This is a genomic window from Xanthomarina maritima (assembly GCF_008084905.1).
Taxonomy (GTDB): domain Bacteria; phylum Bacteroidota; class Bacteroidia; order Flavobacteriales; family Flavobacteriaceae; genus Xanthomarina; species Xanthomarina maritima.
Map to the genome: position 1 here is coordinate 155,425 of NZ_VSFC01000062.1, position 22,037 is coordinate 177,461.

14 protein-coding genes are annotated in these 22,037 nt (G+C 32.2%); 9 read left to right on the forward strand and 5 right to left on the reverse strand.

Features of this window, described 5'->3' with window-relative positions; all coding sequences use genetic code 11:
- Positions 1 to 68: 68 nt before the first annotated feature.
- From FVF61_RS13060 to recA, 4 genes are all read right to left on the reverse strand, one after another.
- Complete coding sequence (locus FVF61_RS13060) at positions 69 to 1,670, reverse strand: outer membrane beta-barrel protein (protein WP_148457124.1); 1,602 nt, start codon at positions 1,668 to 1,670, stop codon at positions 69 to 71.
- Positions 1,670 to 2,212, reverse strand: coding sequence for an RNA polymerase sigma factor (locus tag FVF61_RS13065; RefSeq protein WP_148457126.1), 543 nt, complete (start codon positions 2,210 to 2,212; stop codon positions 1,670 to 1,672). Before FVF61_RS13065 ends, FVF61_RS13060 begins: the two co-directional genes overlap by 1 nt.
- Positions 2,213 to 2,239: 27 nt before the next feature.
- Entirely contained in the window at positions 2,240 to 2,635 is a 396-nt protein-coding gene (locus FVF61_RS13070) for a hypothetical protein (RefSeq protein ID WP_233586851.1), read from the reverse strand.
- 93 nt (positions 2,636 to 2,728) lie between these two features.
- Entirely contained in the window at positions 2,729 to 3,736 is a 1,008-nt protein-coding gene (gene recA / locus FVF61_RS13075) for a recombinase RecA (RefSeq protein WP_148457131.1), read from the reverse strand.
- 454 nt (positions 3,737 to 4,190) lie between these two features.
- Between recA and trhO the strand changes: the two genes are divergently transcribed.
- The 7 genes from trhO (at position 4,191) to FVF61_RS13110 (ending at position 11,878) form a co-directional block, all read left to right on the forward strand.
- On the forward strand, positions 4,191 to 5,261 hold the full coding sequence (gene trhO / locus FVF61_RS13080; RefSeq protein WP_148457134.1) for an oxygen-dependent tRNA uridine(34) hydroxylase TrhO: 1,071 nt from the start codon (positions 4,191 to 4,193) through the stop codon (positions 5,259 to 5,261).
- Entirely contained in the window at positions 5,262 to 6,266 is a 1,005-nt protein-coding gene (locus tag FVF61_RS13085; RefSeq protein WP_148457135.1) for a radical SAM protein, read from the forward strand.
- 163 nt (positions 6,267 to 6,429) lie between these two features.
- Complete coding sequence (locus tag FVF61_RS13090) at positions 6,430 to 7,602, forward strand: PSP1 domain-containing protein (RefSeq protein WP_148457137.1); 1,173 nt, start codon at positions 6,430 to 6,432, stop codon at positions 7,600 to 7,602.
- Positions 7,592 to 8,077 (forward strand): gliding motility lipoprotein GldH, encoded by a 486-nt coding sequence (locus FVF61_RS13095; RefSeq protein ID WP_148457139.1) that lies wholly within the window; start codon positions 7,592 to 7,594, stop codon positions 8,075 to 8,077. The genes FVF61_RS13090 and FVF61_RS13095 overlap by 11 nt, the downstream gene beginning before the upstream one ends.
- 4 nt (positions 8,078 to 8,081) lie before the next feature.
- Positions 8,082 to 10,424, forward strand: a complete 2,343-nt coding sequence (locus FVF61_RS13100; RefSeq protein WP_148457140.1) for a penicillin-binding protein 1A — start codon at positions 8,082 to 8,084, stop codon at positions 10,422 to 10,424.
- 95 nt (positions 10,425 to 10,519) lie between these two features.
- Positions 10,520 to 11,218: a CoA transferase subunit A gene (locus tag FVF61_RS13105; protein WP_148457142.1), complete on the forward strand. Its 699-nt coding sequence runs from the start codon at positions 10,520 to 10,522 to the stop codon at positions 11,216 to 11,218.
- A 3-nt stretch (positions 11,219 to 11,221) separates the two neighbouring features.
- A complete protein-coding gene (locus tag FVF61_RS13110; protein WP_148457144.1) occupies positions 11,222 to 11,878 on the forward strand; it encodes a CoA transferase subunit B in 657 nt (218 codons plus the stop codon).
- Positions 11,879 to 12,333: 455 nt separating this feature from the next.
- Here FVF61_RS13110 and FVF61_RS13115 read toward each other — a convergent pair whose 3' ends face one another.
- Positions 12,334 to 14,022: an ABC transporter ATP-binding protein gene (locus FVF61_RS13115; protein WP_148457146.1), complete on the reverse strand. Its 1,689-nt coding sequence runs from the start codon at positions 14,020 to 14,022 to the stop codon at positions 12,334 to 12,336.
- A 191-nt stretch (positions 14,023 to 14,213) separates the two neighbouring features.
- Here FVF61_RS13115 and FVF61_RS13120 point away from each other — a divergent pair, with 191 nt between their 5' ends.
- Positions 14,214 to 18,719 carry an immunoglobulin-like domain-containing protein gene (locus FVF61_RS13120; protein ID WP_148457148.1) on the forward strand — a complete coding sequence of 1,502 codons (4,506 nt, stop codon included), beginning with the start codon at positions 14,214 to 14,216 and terminating at the stop codon, positions 18,717 to 18,719.
- Between the two features lie 552 nt (positions 18,720 to 19,271).
- Complete coding sequence (locus FVF61_RS13125) at positions 19,272 to 21,995, forward strand: M14 family zinc carboxypeptidase (RefSeq protein WP_449404198.1); 2,724 nt, start codon at positions 19,272 to 19,274, stop codon at positions 21,993 to 21,995.
- The last annotated feature ends 42 nt before the right edge of the window (positions 21,996 to 22,037 follow it).

Sequence of the window (22,037 nt, forward strand, 5' to 3'; positions counted from 1 at the left end):
CAGCTTTTTTATAAGATTTTCTTTGTAAATCTTAGCAGATTTAACAAATTAATCTAACCAACCAAAAACTAAAATTTATAACTAAAACCTGTATAAATACCAATAATGTATGGATTGAAATTACCTGAAGTATTTTCAAAAGCATTTAGTTGATATTTAAAAGTAGGTTCTAAATTGAACTTTACTTTTTCTGAAAATTTATAATCTAGTCCAACACCAAAATTGGTACTGAAACTCATATTATTTATATTATTAGCTTCGCCTATGTAAGTCTTTTTATCGTTTAATTCAGAATAGACTTCATTGCCATCTAAAATAAATGAGCTAAAACCAGCGATAATATTTAAACCTAATTTTTTGTTTCCAATTCTATAATTTAATTCAACAGGTACTTCATAATAACTAATGCGCTGGCTTATAGCAGCATTCGATTGTGGGCTTAAAGAGTTATCTATTTGTGCAACCCCTAAATTAGTAGTGCTTAAAGCATTAAGATTTTCGTTTCCACTAGATAGGTTTATGTTCTTTAATGCACTTTGAGCTGAACTACTACTAGCTACCGTTTCGTAAATAATTACATCGTTTGTGTCGTAGCTAAGATTTAAAGAGCTTAAACCAGTACGTATTGATAATTTATTATTTAAATTATAGCTAACATTAACACCATAACTAGTGTTTACTTCTCCTGTTTTAGAGTTATTGACAAATTGACCGTCAATGTGTGATCCTTTTCCTATCGAATTATAATAAACAGGCGCAATATTTGCATACACTTGCCACCTGTTTATTATTTCATCTTCTTCCTTTTCAATAATATCTTGAGTTGCCGCAATAGCTTCTTCTATAGTTAGATTTGTTTTTGTTAGTTCTTCTATTTCAGCTTTTGTATTTTCTTCCTCAGCAACAGCATTTTCTGTTGCATTATTTAATTTTTGTAATTGTTCTTCAGTTTTAGGTTTATCAAAATCGGTAGTTGAGTTTGCGTCTTTATTATTTGAAATATTTTGATTTTCAGCTATTCTATCTTTATTATCTATATGACCATTCTTGTTAAGTTCAGTTTTATTAGTATTAGGTTTTACCTTGTTTTTAGAATTATTATTTTGAGCAATTCTATTATTACTTAAGGTGTTAACATTATTCTTATCTATTTTATTTTCAGAAATAGTATTATTTGTGATTCTAGTATCGGTTGAAATATTTTTAGAAGTATTCTTGTTATTTGGAGAATTCGATTCTTTAGAGTTTTCTGAGGCTATTTGTGTGCTATTTGAAGGTTCTGTTAGATTGGTAACGTTGTTATTTAATTGGAAATTTACCTCTGTTTCTGCTGAACTTTCAGCGTTATTGGAATTTGATAATGATGAATTTAATTCCGTATCATTCAAATAATTTGTTGAGTCTTGTGTGCTTTTTTCAGTGTCAACAACTTTTGTGTCTATTGTGTTTTTTGAAGTATTATTGTACCACAAGCTACCTACTGTAAACATTAAAAGCAATAAGGCTGCAACTCCAACTAATCTAAACCAAATTGGGATAATTCTTTTTTTATCTTTTTTAGGATGGTTTAGTTTATGCTTAATGTTATTCCAAACTTCTGGGTTTGGAGATACTTCAAAATCTTTGAATTTTTCTTGAAAAATTCTATCTATATGTTTTTTATCACTCATTACAATGATTGAGAGTTTAAGCTCGTTTTATATTCTTCAATTCTGTCTTTTAAAATCTTTCTAGCTCTTGCTAAATTAGATTTAGATGTTCCTGATGTAATAGAAAGCATCTCTGCTATATCTTTATGCGAATAACCATCTAAAACATACAGGTTAAAAACCAATCTATAACGATCTGGTAATTCTTGTATAATTTGAAGAAGAAAATCTATCGATATATCGTCTTCATCTACTGTTAGTTCAACGTCTTCAATGTTGCTTTCGTCAATTATTTCAAAAACACCTTGTTTTCTATAACGTTGTAACGCTGTATTTATAGTTATTCTTTTAAGCCAGCCTTCAAAAGAACCTTTATTATTATACTGAGATATTTTGCTAAAAATAGTCACAAAAGTATCTTGCAGATTATCTTCTGCTTCAGCATAATTTTTACAATACTTTAAGCAAACAGAAAACAATTTACTCGAAAAGAGCTGGTATAATTCGCTTTGTGCTTGAGTATCATTATTACTACATTTTTGTATGAGTTGTTTTAAACCCAAATGAAATACGTATTAATTTAACTTAATCTAATCTACTACAGGAACTACTACAACCAAATAGTTGTCGCCTCCTTGCCAAAATTTAAAAATATATGGCCCTGCATTTTCTGCTTTAAAATCAAACGAAGCTTCTGCTTCAATTTCTGTTGGTTGACAGTTCCCATTTCCTGACGTTACATAAGCAACAACAGCTAAAGTTCGCTCATTTAATTCTTGCTCAAAATAAATGTTATTAAAGGCATGACAAGTTGATGGTTTAATATAGGTTAATGTAATTTCATACACATCACCTAAATGAAACTCTTCTGGCAATACAGCACTTTCTATAGGTAATATTTCATAATATACATCCTGAGTACTATCATCATTAGTGCTACAAGAGAAAATTAAAAACACGAATAGACAGGCTATTATTTTCTTCATTAAAAAATACATATTTAACTTGTAGATGCAAAAAGTGTGAAAAGGTTGCGTGCTAAATTAAAAAATCCCGAAAGCTTCGGGATTTTTTAATTTTTAATCTTTATTAGCTTTTAGCTGTTCTTTTATTTTTTGTTCCAATTCATCTTGAAGTTCTGGGTTGTCTTTAATCAATGCTTTAACAGCATCTCTACCTTGCCCTAACTTGGTGTCTCCATAGCTAAACCAAGAGCCACTTTTTTTAATGATTTCAAATTCTACAGCAATATCTAAAATTTCGCCTACTTTAGAAATCCCTTCTCCATACATAATATCAAACTCTGCTGTTTTAAAAGGAGGCGCCACTTTGTTTTTAACTACTTTAACTCTGGTTTTATTTCCTGAAACATTTCCATCTGTTTCTTTAATTTGAGTCGATCGTCTAATGTCTAAACGTACAGATGCATAGAATTTTAATGCGTTACCACCAGTCGTGGTTTCTGGATTTCCAAACATTACACCAATTTTTTCACGTAACTGGTTTATAAAAATAACAGTACAATGTGTTTTGCTAATAGAAGCTGTTAATTTTCTTAATGCTTGAGACATTAAACGTGCATGAAGTCCCATTTTAGAGTCTCCCATTTCTCCTTCAATTTCACTTTTTGGAGTTAATGCTGCAACCGAATCTATAACAACTATATCAATAGCTCCAGAACGAATTAAATTATCAGCAATTTCAAGAGCTTGCTCTCCATTGTCAGGCTGAGAAATAATTAAATTATCAATATCAACTCCTAATTTTTCTGCATAAAATCTATCAAAAGCATGTTCTGCATCAATAAAGGCAGCAATACCACCAGCTTTCTGCGCTTCTGCAATAGCGTGTAAAGTTAATGTGGTTTTACCTGAAGATTCAGGACCATAAATTTCTACAACTCGACCTCTAGGATAGCCACCAACTCCTAAAGCAATATCCAAACCTAAAGATCCAGAAGAAATAGCTTCAACGTCTACAATTGCTTGATCACTCATTTTCATAACTGTTCCCTTGCCGTAAGCTTTATCTAATTTATCTAAAGTAAGTTTTAATGCTTTTAATTTTGCTTCTTTTTCGTTACTCATTTCTCTATATTTTATCTTGTGAAAGTGATGCTAAAATACTACTTCTTTTTTCACTTTACAATTTTATCACGCAACCTTTTCACACTTTTTGCATCTACTATATAAAGTGGGAAAATTTTAGCTGTGAAAAAGAAAAAAACATACTCACTTTTAAACAAATTAATAGTTTAAACTAAAAAGTGTAGAGGCTATGAAATTTTTTAAAAAATGTATTAATGCACTAGGTGTTTCAGTAGCTATATTTATAAATAGCAACTGTAAAGCCGATGGAGGTTAACTCGTAAAGATGTTTTTTCGATTTAGAAATTAAATTAAAAAATATTAATAACGAGTTAGTCTACTTAAAGCACTTTATAAAATTTATAAAGTGCTTTTTGATTTATACAAATTCATAAACTCATAAAAAACACTACATTTGTACTTAAATAATCTTTAACCTTAAAATTAGTATAGCATGCAACTGTACAATACCTTAAGCGCTAAAGAAAGAGCAACACTTATTGAGCAAGCTGGAAAAGAACGCTTGACTATCTCTTTCTACAAATACGCAAAAATTGAAAATCCTGAAATTTTTAGAAATCACTTATTCCTGACTTGGGATAAACTAGATGTATTAGGCCGAATTTATGTTGCTTACGAGGGCATAAATGCGCAGCTTTCTGTCCCTGCAGACAATTTCAATCAGTTTAAATACCATTTAGACACTATTTCTTTTTTAGAAAATGTGCGATTAAATATTGCCATTGAGCATGATAATTTTTCGTTTTTAAAACTAAAAGTGAAAGTGAGAGATAAAATTGTAGCAGATGGTTTAAATGATGACACATTTGATGTGACAAATAGAGGTATTCACGTAGAAGCCGAACAATTTAATGAACTAATAGACGACCCAAATGTTGTTTTGGTTGATATGCGTAATCATTATGAAAGTGAAATAGGCCATTTTAAAAATGCTGTTACTCCAGATGTAGATACGTTTCGAGAGTCTCTTGATCTTATTGAAGCTGATTTAAAAGAACACAAAGAAGATAAGAAACTAGTCATGTATTGCACTGGAGGGATTCGTTGTGAAAAAGCAAGTGCTTATTACAAACACAAAGGATTTAAAAATGTGTATCAATTGGAAGGAGGTATTATAAATTATGTGAGACAAGTTGAAGCTAAAGGCTTGGAAAATAAATTTATAGGCAAGAATTTTGTGTTTGACGAACGTCGTTCCGAGCGTATTTCAGAAGATGTGATTGCGCATTGCCATCAATGTGGAGAGCCAGCAGATTTACATACTAATTGTGCCAATGAAGCTTGTCATTTGCTATTTATTCAATGCGATGATTGTAAAGAAAAAATGGAAAACTGTTGTTCTTCGCATTGTCAGGAAATCATTCAGTTAACTTTCGAAGAGCAAAAAGCCTTACGAAAAGGTCAAGGCAATAGTAATGATATCTTTAAGAAAGGGCGAGCAGATCATTTGCCTTATAAAAAAGATTTAAGAAACATATTTGATGTTTTTAAAAAATCAGAATAAATGAATATTTACAAACTTTTACAACTCAATAGAAAAATAAAAAACCATAGAATTAAGTTTCTAGGTCTCTATTTGTTGCATAAGTTTAATAAGCGCTATTTGGCAGTCAATTTAGACCCTGTAATGGCATGTAATTTACGTTGTAAAATGTGTTATTTTACAGATGCTGATTATGTCAAAACCCTAAAAGGACAATTTAAAGAAGAGGAATTAAATCAAGTAGCAAAAACCATTTTTAAACGAGCTTTAAAACTTCAAATTGGCTGTGGTACTGAACCAACTTTATATAAAGATTTGGTTAAAGTTGTCGAATTAGGCAAAGCTTACAACGTACCATATATTTCTATAACCACGAATGCCAATTTATTGGATGAAGAAAAAATTGAAGCTCTTTTAAAAGCAGGGTTAAACGAATTTACCATTTCGCTTCATGGAGTTCATAAAGAAAGCTATGAAAACTTTATGAAAAAAGCCAGTTATGAAAAATTCCATAATGCCTTTAAAGCTTTTGAAAAACTAAAAAAACAATACAATTTTAAAGTTCGAATTAATTATACGTTTAATAAAGATAATTTCTACGAATTAGCCGATTTCTTCAAACATTTTAATGGCGAAAGTTTCGATATTCTTCAAATTCGTCCTATTCAAAAAATTGGAAATACCGAATACAACGATTTTGATTTAGATAGTATTCGAGCAGATTATCCTCAATTAATTCAAAATATCAAAAAACAATGCAAGGAAAACCATATTACCTTATTGGCACCAAACTCCATTCCTAAAAATCAAAACACCAATGCGTCCAGTTTAATTTTCGATTATACCTTTTGTTATGTCTCTCCACAAAAATTTTGGAAAGAAGGATTCGATTGGAAAAAAGAGAGTTTCAATACTTATTCTAAGAAAATAGGCTGGAGCAATGTATTATGGTCTAATATTTTTAAATCTGAAATTGAATTAAAGTCAATGGCTAACAGACTTAATTACGAGATTGAATTCAATTAAAAAAAAGGCTATTTTAAAGTCCGTAAATAATCTTACCTTTACAGTCCAAAGTATTTACTTTGATTTGTGTTTTTAACGTAAGTAGAAATACATAAACATCAAGTTTTTTATTAATTCCCTTCTGAAGCTTAAGGGTTTCAGAATCTATATATACATTTATTATATGAGTTGTAACAGTTGCTCAACTGGTAAAGATGGACAACCAAAAGGTTGCAAAAATAATGGCACATGTGGGACTGATAGTTGTAACAAACTAACGGTTTTCGATTGGCTTTCAAATATGTCGTTACCAAATGGAGATAAACCATTTGATTGGGTAGAAGTACGTTTTAAAAACGGAAGAAAACACTATTATAAAAATACAGAAAACTTAACGTTAAGCATTGGAGATATTGTGGCTACACAGGCACAATTTGGTCATGATGTTGGTATGGTAACGCTTACAGGTGAACTTGTAAGAGTGCAAATGAAACGTAAAAAAATTTCGGAAACAGACGAAGAGATTTTAAAAATCTATAGAAAAGCATCACAGAAAGACATTGATATTTGGTCGGATTATAGAGATAAAGAAGAGCCTATGAAAGTGAAAGCTCGTCAATTTGCTATTGATATTAAATTGCAAATGAAAATTTCTGATATCGAATTCCAAGGAGATGGCAGTAAAGCCACTTTTTACTATACAGCAGAAGATCGTGTCGATTTTAGAGAGCTTATTAAAATGTATGCAAAAGAGTTTAAAACTCGTATAGAAATGAAGCAAGTTGGCTTTCGTCAAGAAGCTTCAAGACTTGGAGGTATTGGCTCTTGTGGAAGAGAATTGTGTTGTTCAACTTGGTTAACAGATTTTCGTTCGGTAAGCACTTCGGCAGCTCGTTATCAACAATTATCATTAAATCCTCAAAAACTAGCAGGACAATGTGGAAAATTAAAATGTTGTTTGAATTATGAGCTAGATACTTATTTAGATGCTTTAAAAGATTTTCCTAAATCAGATGTCAAACTATATACTGAAAAAGGGACTGCTGTTTGTCAGAAAACAGATATTTTTAAAGGTCATCTATGGTTTGCATATGAAGGAGAATGGAGTAATTGGCATGTGATTACTAAAGAACAAGTTAAAGAAATTTTAGAATTAAATAAGAAAAAAGAAAAAGTTGCAAGTTTAGAAGAATATGCTTCAGAATTAATTCAAGATACTAAAAACGAATTTGAAAACGTTGTAGGACAAGATAGTTTAACAAGATTTGATTCAAAAGGACCAAGTAAAAGAAATAAAACCAATAGAAAGAATAAAAAAAGAAGAAAACCCCAAAACAGTAAAAACAATGCGAAATAGTGTCTTGTTCATTCTTTTGGTTATTCTAATAGCCTCTTGCGACTCTAAGCAAGTGTATGATTCTTATAAGTCTGTTCCTAATAAATGGCATAAAGATTCAGTAATTAGTTTTAAAATACATCCACCAGACACATTAAACCCGTATAACTTATATGTGAATCTTAGAAACAATAACGACTATATGTATAGTAACTTGTTTTTAATTGTAGAGATGAAATTTCCTCATGGAAAAACCATCAAGGATACTTTAGAATATAAAATGGCAAAACCAAATGGCGAATTTTTAGGCACAGGATTTGCAGAAATTAAAGAAAACAAGTTGTGGTATAAAGAAAATGTTGTGTTTCAAGAATCTGGAGAATATAATGTAAACATTCAACAAGCCATGAGAGAAAATGGAAAAGTAAATGGCATTGTAAACCTTGAAGGTATCACAGATATTGGATTTAGAATAGAAAAACCAGCTGCAAAATAAGTTTATGGCTAAAACAAAAAAGAAACAAACTAAAAAGAATCAAGATTTTTCAAGCTACGTTCGCTGGTTTTGGAAATTATTTATAGCTGGTATTTTACTTGTAGTTATGATGTTTTTATTAGCTGCTTGGGGTGTTTTTGGCGAACTTCCAGATTATACCATTTTAGAAAATCCGAAAACAAATCTAGCTACAGAAATTATTTCGTCAGATGGAAAGACTTTAGGAAAATTTTACTTTAATGATAATAGAACTCCTGTAGGTTATGACGACTTACCACAGCATTTAGTAGATGCTTTAATAGCTACAGAAGATGCACGTTATTACGAACATTCTGGTATTGACGCACGTGGTACTTTAAGAGCTATTATAAAATTAGGAAGTGGTGGTGGAGCTAGTACCATATCGCAACAATTGGCTAAACAATTATTTCATGGTGAAGGCTCTAAAAATCTTATTGAAAGGGTTACTCAAAAACTTAAAGAATGGGTTATTGCTATAAAATTAGAACGTCAATACACTAAAGAAGAAATTATTGCCATGTATTTTAACATTTACGATTTTGGTAATAATGGAGATGGAATTCGTTCAGCAGCAAGTATTTATTTCGATAAAGAGCCTAAAGAGTTGGATATTAAAGAATCTGCCATGTTGGTAGGGATGTTTAAAAACTCTTCATTATATAATCCTCGAGACCATAGAAATCCTATTGGGACTAGAAACAGAAGGAATGTGGTTTTAAGCCAAATGGAAAAGTATAATTATATTTCTGAAGAAATCATGGATTCTCTTCAAAAAACAGAATTAGATCTGCGTTATTCTCCTCAATCTCATCGCGATGGCATAGCAACCTATTTTAGAGCTTATTTAGATGGGTTTATGAAAGATTGGATTAAAAACAATCCAAAACCAGATGGCGAAAAATACAATCTGTATGGAGATGGCTTAAAAGTTTATACAACTATAGACTCTAGAATGCAAAAATATGCCGAAGACGCTGTACAACAACATATGCCAAGACTTCAGGCAGAATTCAATCATCAAAATACACCTGACAGGAATCCAACTGCACCATTTTTAGAATTAGATTTAAATGAAATTGATGCATTGATGAATCGTTCTATGAAACAAAGCGAACGCTGGAGACATATGAAATATGATTTAAAGAAAGATGATGAAGAAATTATTGCTTCTTTTGATAAGCCTACTCAAATGACTGTCTTTTCATGGAATGGTGAGATTGATACCATAATGAAACCTATAGATTCTATGCGTTACTACAAATCGTTTTTACATCCAGGAATGATGTCTATGGATCCTCAAACAGGACATGTTAAAGCATGGGTTGGTGGAATGAATTACAAACATTTTCAATACGATCATGTTAAACAAGGAAGAAGACAAGTAGGTTCTACATTCAAACCTTTTGTTTATGCTACAGCAATAGATCAATTACATTTATCTCCATGTGATGAATTACCTGACACTCAAATAACTATTGAAGCTGGAAAATTTGGAAATCCAGAACCATGGACTCCAAAAAATTCTGATGGACAATATGGTGGAAGTAGAACATTAAAAAGTGCTTTAGCAAATTCTATTAATACCATTACAGCCAGATTAATGGATAAAGTTGGGCCACAACCAGTTGTGGATTTAGTAAAAAAATTAGGTGTTGAAGCAGATATACCAGTAGTGCCATCAATTGCTTTAGGAACTGCAGATTTAAGTGTATACGAAATGGTTGCTGCATATGCTACCTTTGCTAATAAAGGTGTTTATACCAAACCAGTTATGGTAACACATATAGAAGATAAAAATGGCACTATTTTATACCAGTTTACTCCAGAATCTAGAGATGTGTTAAGTGAGGAAGCTGCATATGTAACGGTTAAGTTAATGGAAGGTGTAACAGAAGGAGGTTCTGGAACCAGATTAAGAACTAAAGGAGCAGATGCTTATCGAGCAGATTACAGAGAAGTTGTAACTGGATATCCTTACGAATTTAAAAATCCAATTGCTGGAAAAACTGGAACCACACAAAATCAAAGTGATGGTTGGTTTATGGGCATGGTCCCAAATTTAGTTACAGGTGTTTGGGTTGGAGCAGAAGATAGAGCAGCACATTTTAGAACTATTACATATGGTCAAGGAGCAGCTATGGCCTTACCAATTTGGGGAGTTTACATGAAAAGTTGTTATGAAGATAAAGATTTAGAAATTTCTACTGCAGATTTTGAAAGACCTTTAGAGCTTTCAATTGAGGTCGATTGTGCTAATTATGATCCTGATGCTGAATCAGATTCTAACAATCCTAATGCTGAGGTTCCAGATGAATTAGAATTTTAAAACCATCATAAAATTGAAACATATTAATTTAGCCATTCTTTTTTTAGAATGGCTTTTTTATTTCGTATTTTCCCACTACAAAAACTTACAGTAATATGATTAATAAAAAAGTGGCCAATGTTCATGAAGCCCTTGAAGGTGTTTCAGATAATATGACTTTTATGCTTGGTGGATTTGGGCTTTGTGGTATTCCAGAAAATAGTATTAACGAGCTTGTAAAACTAAACTTAAAAGGCTTGACATGTATTTCAAACAATGCAGGTGTAGACGATTTTGGCTTGGGTTTACTTCTACATAAAAAACAAATAAAGAAAATGATCTCCTCTTATGTAGGTGAAAACGATGAGTTTGAAAGACAAATGTTGTCAGGTGAATTGGATGTGGAATTAATCCCACAAGGAACTTTAGCTGAACGTTGTCGTGCAGCTCAATCTGGGTTTCCTGCTATTTATACACCAGCTGGTTATGGAACCGAAGTAGCCGAAGGTAAAGAAACCAGAGAGTTCGACGGAAAAATGTATGTCTTGGAACATGCCTTTAAAGCTGATTTTGCTTTTGTGAAAGCTTGGAAAGGCGATGCAGCTGGTAATTTAATTTTTAAAGGAACAGCTAGAAATTTTAATCCAGCCATGTGTGGTGCAGCTAAAATTACGGTTGCTGAGGTTGAAGAATTAGTTCCTGTTGGAAGTTTGGATCCTAATCAAATTCATATTCCAGGTATTTTTGTGCAACGTATATTTCTAGGAGAAACATACGAGAAGAGAATTGAACAACGTACGGTTAGAACAAGATAAATTATGGCTTTAGATAAAACAGGAATAGCAAAACGTATTGCAAAAGAAGTAAAAGATGGATATTATGTCAATTTAGGAATTGGCATTCCAACTTTAGTTGCAAATTATGTAAGAGACGATATAGAAGTAGAGTTTCAAAGTGAAAATGGCGTTTTAGGAATGGGACCTTTTCCTTTTGAAGGTGAAGAAGATGCAGATATTATAAATGCAGGAAAGCAAACTATAACTACGTTGCCAGGAGCCAGTTTTTTCGATTCAGCCATGAGTTTTTCAATGATTCGTGGAAAGCATGTTGATTTAACTATTTTAGGAGCAATGGAAGTTTCGGAAAATGGAGATATTGCCAATTGGAAAATTCCAGGAAAAATGGTTAAAGGAATGGGAGGAGCTATGGACTTGGTTGCAAGTGCAGAGAATATTATTGTTGCCATGATGCATACTAATAAAGCTGGTGAATCTAAATTGCTTAAAAAATGTAGTTTGCCTTTAACAGGAGTAGGTTGTGTGAAAAAAATTGTTACCAACCTTGCTGTTCTTGAAGTAACAGATAAAGGATTTAAATTGCTGGAACGTGCTCCAGGAATATCTGTGGAAGACATAAAAAAAGCCACAGAAGGCACTTTAATTGTTGAAGGTGATATTCCTGAAATGAGCTTATAATTATTTTAACATAATTAATGAGTCAATAGTTTATATTAGAAGTTTAAAATTTTAGGCCCTTTCAAAGTTTTGAGAGTGGCTTTTTATTTTTATGAATAAAATAATCAAAACAGAAATTGTAGGAAAAAACACAATATTACATCTTAAATGTTAAAGTTTAATGTATTACATCGATTAATTGTGTATTTTAACTGAACAACTCAAAAAAAGTTTCATATTAGCAGAACCAAATCAAGTAACCTATTCTTTGAAATGTTGAATTTATAATTTGCCCCAAATCTATTATAAGTTTAATCTTAAAAGAAACCCAAATCTACCATAAAACCCTACTTATGAATTTTGCCTCAAATCTACCTGAACAACCTACAAGTTATGAGAGCAAACTTTATAAAAGTTTGCAAAGTACAGGACGCTTTATTAAAAGTTTGTTATATTTAACTAAAAAGATATTCATGCTATAATCCCTTTGGGATGGCATGAATTAATTTTTTGGTGTAGTCTTTTTTTGGATCGTTATAGATAATATCTGCATCGTCCATTTCTTCAATTTCACCTTGATTCATAACAATTAACTGGTCAGACATATATTTTACAACTGCTAAATCGTGTGAAATAAAAATGTATGTAAAACCAAAGTTTTCCTTCAATTCATTTAGTAAATTTAATACTTGAGCTTGTACCGAAATATCCAAAGCTGATACCGACTCATCACAAATAATTAATTTTGGTTCTAATGAAATGGCTCTAGCTATACCAATACGTTGTCTTTGCCCTCCTGAAAACTCATGAGGATATCTATTAAAAAAAGTTTCGTCTAAGCCTACATTTTGAAGTAACTCTAAAACAAATTCTTTTCTTTCTTTATCTGAATTTCCAATGCCATGAACTTTCATAGGTTCCATAATAACATTCCCTACAGGAATTCTTGGATTTAAGGATGCATAAGGGTCTTGAAAAATAATTTGAATGTCTTTTCTTAGTTTTCTGACTTCTTTTTTAGATAACTTGGTAGTATCTGTACCTTGATATACAATAGAACCTGAAGTCGCTTTATCCAATTGTAAAATAGCATTTGCTAAAGTAGATTTTCCACAGCCTGACTCTCCAACCAAACCAAGTGTTTCTCCTTCAAATAATTTGAAATTAACATGATTAACAGCTTTAAAAGTTTCAGGTTTTGAAAACCATCCAGATTTTGAGATATAGGTTTTGTCTAAATTAATAACTTCTAATAGAGGTGGTTTAGAATATATTTTATCATGAAATTTACTTCTATCACTATTAGAAATTATAGTTTTATCAATTGTATCACTCATAAAATCTTTGATAGTTGGCAATCTTTTTAATCTTACTTCTAACGAAGGTTTGGAATTTATTAAAGCCTTTGTATATATATGTTCTGGATTTTTAAAAATTTGTTTTACCAAACCTTGTTCCACAATTTGTCCTTGATACATCACTAAAATTCTATCTGAAATCTCTGAAACCAATGACAAATCATGGGAAATAAAAATAATACTCATATCTTCTTCAGCTTGAAGCTGTTTTAAAAGCAAAATAATCTCTTTTTGAACCGTTACGTCTAAAGCTGTAGTAGGTTCATCAGCAATTAAGATTTTTGGCTTACATGCAATTGCCATTGCTATCATAACCCGTTGCTTTTGTCCACCTGAAATTTCATGAGGATATGCACTATAAACACGATTAGGATTTGGAAGTTTTACCTTTTCAAAAAGCAGAAGTGTTTCTGTTTTAGCTTCTTTTTTAGACAAGATTGTGTGTTGCAATAAAATCTCTTGAACTTGTTTGCCACATGTCATTGAAGGGTTTAAAGAACTCATAGGTTCTTGGAAAATCATAGCTATGTCATTACCTCTAATCTTCTGAAACTCTTTAGGACTTATCTTAGTTAAATCAGTGTCATTAAATAAAATACAACCATTGGTTATTTTAGATATATTTCTAGGAAGTAAACCAAGAATAGCTAATGAAGAAACAGATTTTCCAGAACCAGATTCTCCAACAATTCCTAAAATTTCATTTGTGTTTAATTCAAACGAGATATTATGTATTACCTCTTTCTCAATGTGATTAGAAATAAAAGAAATAGATAAGTCAACTACTGTTAATAATAATGTCTTCATATTAAAGATAAAAGTAGTTAATATATTCTAAAAAGTTACGGTTTTACCGTAGTCGGTTTACGGTTTTACCATAAATATTTAATGTTTTTTTGTTTTTAATCGAAAAACAATTTTTTAAATATTCACATTAACAAAATTTTAATACTTTCAAGGAATTATTATCAATTAATCATATAAATTTTTAGCAAAACATGAAAAAAACACTACTACTCTTTTTCTTATTGAGTACTGGATTTGTATTCTCTCAAAACAAATCCTTTTGGCAAAAACAAACTGTTAAAAGCAATGCTACTATAAAAGCAAGCAAACAAAAGTTGCCTCAAAAACAAGTTTACAGTTTAAACATTGAAGCTTTAAAACAAGCTTTAGTTACAGCTCCTAAAAGAGAATCCTCTTTAGGAAGATCTCAAGTCATTATTTCTTTTCCAAACTCAGAAGGTGAGTTTGAACGATTTAGTATTAAGGAAGCATCAGTTATGCATCCAGATTTGGAAACTAGATATCCTGGAATAAAATCTTATGCTGGACAAGGCGTGGATGATCCTTCGGCTAGAATACGTTTTAGTATTTCACCTTTAGGTCTAGAAACTATGAGGTTGTCTGCAAATAAACCTGCAACTTTTATCGAACCTTTAACTGATGATCTTCAACAGTATACTGTTTATAAAAGAGCTGATGTTACGGAAGTGTATAACGATTTTGAATGTACTGTTACAGAAAATCTTAACAGTAGACTAAATGCTGAAGGAAATGCAGCATTTAAAAATGCTGATGACGCTACTTTACGCACATATAGATTAGCTATGTCTGCAACAGGAGAATTCACATCTTATCATGGTGGCACTAAAGCTTTAGCTTTAGCAGCTATAAATAACACCATGACAAGAGTAAATGGTGTTTTTGAAAATGACTTTAATGTAACAATGGTATTAATTGCAAATACAGATGCTGTAATCTATACCAATTCAAATAACGATCCTTATGGTAATTCTACTTCAGGATATAATAGTCAATTACAATCCACATTAACAAGTGTTATTGGAGAATCTAATTATGATATTGGGCATTTGGTAGCAAATTTACAGAATAATGGAAATGCTGGATGTATTGGTTGTGTATGTGTTAATGGACAAAAAGGAAGTGGATGGACGTCTTATACAACGCCATCAGGAGTTAATTTCGATATTGATTATGTGGCTCATGAAATGGGACACCAGTTTGGAGGAAACCATACGTTTACCTTTAGTAATGAAGGAGGTACTGGAGCCCAAATGGAACCAGGTAGTGGTTCTACAATAATGGGTTACGCAGGAATCACAGGCTCTACAGATTTACAACCACATAGCGACCCTTATTTTCATGCAAGAACTATAGAACAAATTACGAATTATGTAAAAAGTACTAGCTGTCAAACAAATACCAATACAGGTAATGCAGTGCCTTCTGTTAGTGCAGGATCAAATTATACCATTCCTAAAGGGACTGCTTTTGTTTTAGAAGGTTCGGCAACAGATGCTAATTCTGGAGATGTATTAACTTATTGCTGGGAACAATATAATACTGGTAGTTCATCTACCACAAATCCAAGTGTTAATGCTACTAGTGGACCAGCATTTAGATCGTATATACCAACAACTGATAATAAACGTTATTTTCCTAGGTTATCAACAATAAAATCTGGATCTACTTCATGGCAGTGGGAAGCCGTTCCTAATGTTGGTAGAACATTAAACTTTAGGTTAACTGTTAGAGATAACAGAGCTGGTGGAGCAAACAATAATAGTGATGATATGGTTGTGACTGTAAATGGAACTGCAGGACCTTTTGTTGTAAATTCTCCAAACACAAATGTTACTTGGAATGCAGGAACAACACAAAATGTTACTTGGAATGTTGCAGGTACAACTGGAAATGGAGTTAATGCTGCAAACGTAGATATTTTCTTATCAACAGATGGTGGCGACACTTATCCTATAACATTAGCAACAGGAGTGCCTAACGATGGCTCTCAAAATATAGTTGTACCTAATAACCAAGGGACTCAAAATAGAATTATGGTTAAAGGATCGAATAATATCTTTTTTGATATATCTAATTCAAATTTCACTATTGCAGGTCAAGTAGTTTGTAATGCAACTGTACCAACTGGATTAGCAGCTTCAAATGTGGGATCAAGCTCTGCTACCTTAAGTTGGAATGCTGTACCTGGAGCAACTTACGATCTACGTTATAGAGTTGTAGGCACATCAGTTTGGACAACCAATGCAGTTACTGGTATTTCATCAGGATTATCAGGATTAAATACATTAACTCAATATGAAGCACAAGTAAGAAGTAAATGCAATGGAGGAAGTAATTCGGCTTATAGTAGTTCGGTTAACTTTACAACTACAGACGTACAATTGAATTATTGTACATCAGCTAGTACAAATATAAATGATGAATATATTGGAAGAGTTCAGTTAAACACAATAAATAATGCTTCTGGAGCTCAGTTTTATTCAGATTTTACTGGAATTTCAACTACTTTAACAAAAGACACTCAGTACACTATTACAATCACACCTACTTGGACAGGTACAGTCTATAATGAAGGATATTCTGTTTGGATTGACTATAACAGAGATGGAGATTTTACAGATTCTGGAGAACAGGTTTGGACAAAATCTGCATCAAAAACAACTCCAGTAAGTGGAAGTTTTACAATTCCATCAGGTGCTGTAGAAAACTCAACAAGAATGAGAGTTTCAATGAAGTATAATGGAATTCCTTCTTCTTGTGAAACATTTCAATATGGTGAAGTTGAAGATTACACAGTAATAATTGAGGGAAGTGGTCCAGATACAACTCCACCAGTAATTACATTAAATGGTGCATCTACAATAAATCTAAATGTTGGTGAAAGCTATACAGAACTTGGAGCAACAGCAACAGATAATATTGATGGAAATTTAACATCAAGTATCGAAATTGGTGGTGATACTGTAAATACAAATATAGGAGGAACTTATGTAGTAACATATAATGTAAGTGATGCAGCCGGAAATGATGCTACTGAAGTTATTAGAACAGTCAACATTATTCCAGATACAACAGCACCAGTTATTACATTAAATGGTGTATCTACAATTAATCTATTTGTAGGAGATACCTATACTGAATTAGGAGCAACAGCAACAGATAATATCGATGGTAATTTAACTTCTAGTATTGTAATTACTGGAACTGTTAATACGGCTTCAGCAGGAACTTATACAAGATATTATAATGTAAGTGATGCTGCAGGGAATGCAGCAACGCAACGTGTAAGAACAATTGTTGTTACAGTAATTGTCGATACAACAGCACCAGTTATTACATTAAACGGAGCGTCTACAATTAATCTATTTGTAGGAGATACTTATAATGAATTAGGAGCAACAGCAACAGATAATATTGATGGTAATTTAACGTCTAGCATTGTAATTACTGGAACTGTTAATACGGCTTCAGCAGGAGCTTATACCAGAAACTACAATGTAAGTGACGCAGCAGGAAATGCAGCTACACAACGTACAAGAACCATAATAGTTACGGAACCATCAATGGGATGTACAGCAGGGATTTCTTCATTTCCTTATTCAGAAAGTTATGAAAATACATTAGGCGCATGGACTCAAGGTTCTGGTGATGATTTCAATTGGGCATTAAGAACTGGAGGTACTCCATCTAGTAATACAGGACCATCTAGTGCTAATGCTGGTTCATATTATATTTATATGGAATCTTCTTCACCAAATTACTCAACTAAAAGAGCTATATTAAACTCACCATGTTTTGATTTAAGTGGAGCTACTCAAGCAACTTTTGAATTTAAGTACCATATGTATGGTGCATCTTCAATGGGAAGTTTAGCTTTAGAATTAAGTAATGATAATGGTATGTCATGGACAAGTGTTTGGAGTAGATCAGGAAACCAAGGTAACTCTTGGCAAACAGCTAGTATTAACTTAAATGCTTATGTTGGGAGCTCTATTCAATTACGTTTTAATGGTGTTACTGGTACTACATGGCAAGGAGATATGGCTATAGACGCTGTTAGTTTATCTACAAATGGAGGTAGTGGTCCTTCATGCTCTAACATCACTTTATCAATTAAATTTGATAATTATCCAGAAGAAACGGCATGGAGTGTTAGAAATTCTTCTGGTACTACAATAGCATCTGGTGGGACTTATGGTTCTCAGGCAGATGGTTCTACGTTAAATATTAACGTAGGTTGCTTAGATGATGGATGCTACGATTTTATTATAACAGATACATATGGAGATGGCATTTGCTGTTCATACGGAAGCGGTTCATATACCTTAACAAACTCAGATACAGGAGAAACATTAGCTTCTGGTGGACAATTTACAAGCTCTCAAACAACTAATTTCTGTTTGGGTGGAATTAGTAAGGGACTATCTCAAGGTACAATTTCAGACAATCCTAATCAATACTTAAAAGTTTATCCAAACCCTGTAAATCAAATATTAAATGTTGATTTAGTTGGTTATGAAGCTCAAAGTTTTGAAGTTAAAAACATGCTTGGTCAAACTGTTTTAAAAGGACGTTTTACTTCTGCAATCGATGTGTCTAAGTTTGAAGCTGGAGTCTATTTGTTACAATTAAACATTGGTGAGAAAACAAGAATAACAAGGTTTATAAAAAAATAATCTTTAATAAATTAACTTAAATAAAGAAATCTAGAGCTAAACTTTGGATTTCTTGTTTTTATGATTTGATAACTTTACTAAAAACTTGTTTTTCTATAACTAATATTATTAAATAAAATACTAATTTTAATGAATTAACCAATTCAAACAAAAATGAAATTAAACTTAACCCTATTATTTTTCTTATTAAGCGTATCATTTGCATTCACACAAAATGATTCTGAAAGAAAAGCTGAAGAATATTTAATTCAAAAAGGTGAAGTCAACTTTAGTTTTAAAGTTAATCACGTTTCTGAAATAGAAGAATGGACATCACAATTATCCATCTTAAATTTTGACCCAAGCACAAATACAGTGTACGCATGGGCTAACACGCAACAGTTTAGAAATTTTCAACAGAGTAATATAGAATACTTAGTTGAAAAGGCAGACAATGTTATTGGTCCAATATTAATGTCTAATCAAATACCTCGTTCTGAAAACGAAAGAAGGATTTCAACATTGTCGTTTCCTTTAACAGCCTATCCAACCTATGCAGATTATGCTCAACAAATGCAAGATTTTGCAACTACTTATCCTTCGCTTTGTCAAATTGTTGATATAGGAGGAACAACCGAAGGTGTTGGTGGTGGAAATAAACGATTATTATTTGCAAAACTTTCAGCTAACGTAGCAACACAAGAAAAAGAACCAAGAATGATGTATACATCTTCTATGCATGGCGATGAAATTGCTGGTTACCCAATGATGCTTGAGTTAATTAATTACTTATTAACAGTTTATAATGATGTTGGACATGCAGACCACTTGCGAGTTAAAAATCTATTAGATTCTTCCGAAATATGGATAAATCCAAGTGCTAATCCAGACGGTACATATTATAACGACCCAACAAATACTTCTGTTTCAAATGCCAGACGTGCTAATGATAATGGCTGGGATTTAAACAGGAATTATCCAGATAATGTTGGTGGAGCTCATCCTGATGGAAATTCAGGTTATGAATTGGAAACACAACATTTTATGACCTTGGCAAATAATACGCATTTTGTATTGTCTGCTAATTTTCATGGAGGGACAGAAGTCGTAAATTATCCTTGGGATAATACCTATACTAGACATCCAGATAATGATTGGTTCTTTTTAATTAGTAAGGAGTACGCTGAAAACTGCCAAAATAATAGCCCTAGTGGTTATATGGATGCCACATATACAAATTATGTATGGCCTGGTGTAACAAATGGTGCAGATTGGTATCGAGTTGAAGGAGGTCGTCAAGATTACATGAATTATTACCAACAATGTAAGGAAACTACAATTGAGTTATCAAATGTTAAAACTATACCAGCTTCGCAACTTGAGGATCATTGGAATTATAATAAAGAAGCTTTAATAGAATATTTAATTCAAGGCACCTATGGGTTTAGAGGTATTGTAAGAGACGCCTCAACTAATAACCCTATTGAAGCTAAAATTACGTTGGTAGGTCATGATGCTGTAAATTCACATACAACAACAGAACTTCCATATGGAGATTATTACAGACCAACTATAGCTGGGACATATGATATTTTATTTGAGGCAGATTGTTATCAATCATTTACGTTAACAAATCAGACATTAACAAATTATGAGACAAAAGTTCTTGCAGACATATTATTAAGTCCAATAGCTTCAACTGCACCATCAGGATTATTTGCTTCCAATGTGCAGTCTTCAACAGCAACAATAAGTTGGGAGAATACAAGTTCTGCAAATTATGATTATAGATATAGAGCAGTTGGATCTTCAACTTGGACTACAGAAAACACAAGTAATAATTCAGCAAATTTATCAGGTTTAAATTTAGGAACTCAATATGAAACACAGGTAAGAAGTAATTGTAATACAAGTTCATCACCTTATAGTAATTCAATTTATTTTACAACAACCAACACTACTTCTTTAAGTGCTAGTTATTTTGAAGCTGGAATGGATGATTGGGTAGAAGGTGGAAATGATTGTACTAGAACAAGTTCATCGTATTCTTATGAAGGAAGTTATTCTGTAAGGTTAAGAGATAATTCAGGAGTTTCTTCCTCAATGACTTCACAGTCTTTTAATTTAAGTTCATATAGTGAGGTTGAAATTAGCTTTTATTATTATGCCAATGGTATGGGAAGAGGTAACGATTTTTGGTTACGCTATTATGATGGTTCTTCATGGACAACTATAGCAACCTATACCTCTGGAGTTGATTTTAATGATAATACTTTTTCTTCAGCTTCATTTATATTAAATGAATCTCAGTTTAATTTTCCTACTAATGCACAATTTAGAATCCAATGCGATGCATCAAGAAAAAATGATCAGGTTTATATAGATCAGGTTATTATAACTGGCGTTTCATCTGGTCCAGATGTAACATCTCCAAGTACACCTTCAAACTTAAGTGCATTTAATACAACTCAAACTTCAACCAGTTTATCTTGGAATGGATCTACCGACAATGTGGGTGTAGTTGGTTACGATATCTATCAAGACAATAGTTATTTAGCAACAGTATCAGGAACAAGTTATCAAGCAATAAGCTTAAGCTCAAGCACGATGTATTCCTTTTATGTAATCGCTAAAGATGCTGCTGGAAATATGTCTTTGCAAAGCAATACGATTAACGTTACAACATTAGACCCACCAGATACTCAAGCGCCAACTGTTCCAACAAATTTAGTTGCATCTAACACGACTTATAATAGTACAGATTTGTCATGGAGCCCTTCAACAGATAATGTAAGTGTTACAGGGTATACTGTTTATCAGAATGGAAGTTTTGTAACTAATGTTTCTGGATTAAACTATCAAATTACAGGTTTAAACCCAAGTACTACCTATTCTTTTTATGTTGTGGCGAGAGATGCTGCTGGGAATACGTCTTCAGCAAGCAATACGGTTAATGTAACTACTGATAATTTTGTAGACACTGTAGCACCAAATACTCCAACTGGGTTAACTACTTCAAACACTACAGAAACTTCAACAGATTTATCATGGAATTCTTCATTAGATAATGTAGGTGTCATAGGATATGACGTGTACCAAGATGACAGTTTTATTAATAATGTAACAGGAACAAGTTATCAAGCTACTGGATTAACTGAAAACACGTCTTATACATTTTACGTAATAGCAAGAGATGCTGCAGGAAATTCCTCGTCAGCAAGTAATACAGTTAATGTTATAACAGATGCTGCTCCTACTTGTAATGATGGCATTCAAAATGGTGATGNTAACGTCTAGCATTGTAATTACTGGAACTGTTAATACGGCTTCAGCAGGAGC